Origin of the sequence: Vibrio sp. 10N.247.310.24 (assembly GCF_041467175.1) — a bacterium.
Classification (GTDB): Bacteria; Pseudomonadota; Gammaproteobacteria; order Enterobacterales; family Vibrionaceae; genus Vibrio; species Vibrio tasmaniensis_A.
The window spans coordinates 1-1,813 of record NZ_JBFSUD010000174.1; the positions used below are offsets into that span (position 1 = coordinate 1).

Genomic DNA, 1,813 nt, shown 5'->3' on the forward strand with positions numbered 1-1,813 from the left:
TAACAAGGTAGCCCTAGGGGAACCTGGGGCTGGATCACCTCCTTATACGAAGATACTTACGATGAGTGTCCACACAGATTGATTAGGTTTAGAAAAGTTAAGAGATACTAGTGTCCCGTTCGTCTAGAGGCCTAGGACACCGCCCTTTCACGGCGGTAACAGGGGTTCGACTCCCCTACGGGATACCATCTTTAAGTATTCTCTTCTATTAGAGTATTTAAAAATGGTTCATTAGTTTGAATCAAGCTCTTTAACAATTTGGAAAGCTGACTGATTAGCTTAATTATTTTTACTTTTTAAAAAGTAAAACAAAACGGCCAAGGCTGTGATTAAGTTAATCAAATTTAAAAGTTCTCAATGTTTATCTTTCATTAGGTAAACACAACAAACACATTCAAGTGTCTTGTATTCGAATGATCAGAAATGATTGTTCATTTTTTGATTCTACTTTTTATTAAAAAGTGGAAACAAAAAGTAAATTGAGTCCGGCAAACAGTCATCAGGAATTAACCCTTCTTGATGAAAACCAAAAACCTTGGTTAGTTGCCATACGCTTATTTGTCTTCACTTTTTAAAGTGAAAGCAAATAGAAACCCTTTCGGGTTGTATGGTTAAGTGACTAAGCGTACACGGTGGATGCCTTGGCAGTCAGAGGCGATGAAAGGCGTAATAACTTGCGATAAGCCCAGATTAGGTAGTAATAACCTTTTGAGTCTGGGATTCCTGAATGGGGAAACCCACTTACATAAGTAAGTATCTTGTTGTGAATACATAGCAACAGGAGGCAAACCGGGGGAACTGAAACATCTAAGTACCCCGAGGAAGAGAAATCAACCGAGATTCCGAAAGTAGCGGCGAGCGAAATTGGATTAGCCCTTAAGCTTTTAATGAGACAGATGAAGGCTCTGGAAAGTGCCGCAACAAAGGGTGATAGCCCCGTAATCGACATCTCATCATCAGTGAAAACGAGTAGGGCGGGACACGTGATATCCTGTCTGAATATGGGGGGACCATCCTCCAAGGCTAAATACTACTGACTGACCGATAGTGAACCAGTACCGTGAGGGAAAGGCGAAAAGAACCCCTGTGAGGGGAGTGAAATAGAACCTGAAACCGTGTACGTACAAGCAGTAGGAGCACCTTCGTGGTGTGACTGCGTACCTTTTGTATAATGGGTCAGCGACTTAATTTTAGTAGCAAGGTTAACCGTTTAGGGGAGCCGTAGGGAAACCGAGTCTTAACTGGGCGTACAGTTGCTAGGATTAGACCCGAAACCAGGTGATCTAGCCATGGGCAGGTTGAAGGTTGAGTAACATCAACTGGAGGACCGAACCGACTAATGTTGAAAAATTAGCGGATGACTTGTGGCTAGGGGTGAAAGGCCAATCAAACCTGGAGATAGCTGGTTCTCCCCGAAAGCTATTTAGGTAGCGCCTCGGACGAATACTACTGGGGGTAGAGCACTGTTAAGGCTAGGGGGTCATCCCGACTTACCAACCCTTTGCAAACTCCGAATACCAGTAAGTACTATCCGGGAGACACACGGCGGGTGCTAACGTCCGTCGTGGAGAGGGAAACAACCCAGACCGCCAGCTAAGGTCCCAAAGTATAGCTAAGTGGGAAACGATGTGGGAAGGCTCAGACAGCCAGGATGTTGGCTTAGAAGCAGCCATCATTTAAAGAAAGCGTAATAGCTCACTGGTCGAGTCGGCCTGCGCGGAAGATGTAACGGGGCTAAGCTATACACCGAAGCTGCGGCTACGTACCTTAGGGTATGTGGGGTAGGGGAGCGTTCTGTAAGCCGTTGAAGGTG

1 tRNA gene and 1 rRNA gene are annotated in these 1,813 nt (G+C 45.1%); both read left to right on the plus strand.

Annotation, left to right across the window (positions count from 1 at the left end):
* The first annotated feature begins 112 nt into the window (after positions 1-112).
* Positions 113-188 (plus strand) — tRNA-Glu (locus AB6E08_RS23150).
* Between the two features lie 421 nt (positions 189-609).
* Positions 610-1,813 (plus strand): 23S ribosomal RNA (locus AB6E08_RS23155); the annotation flags it as partial.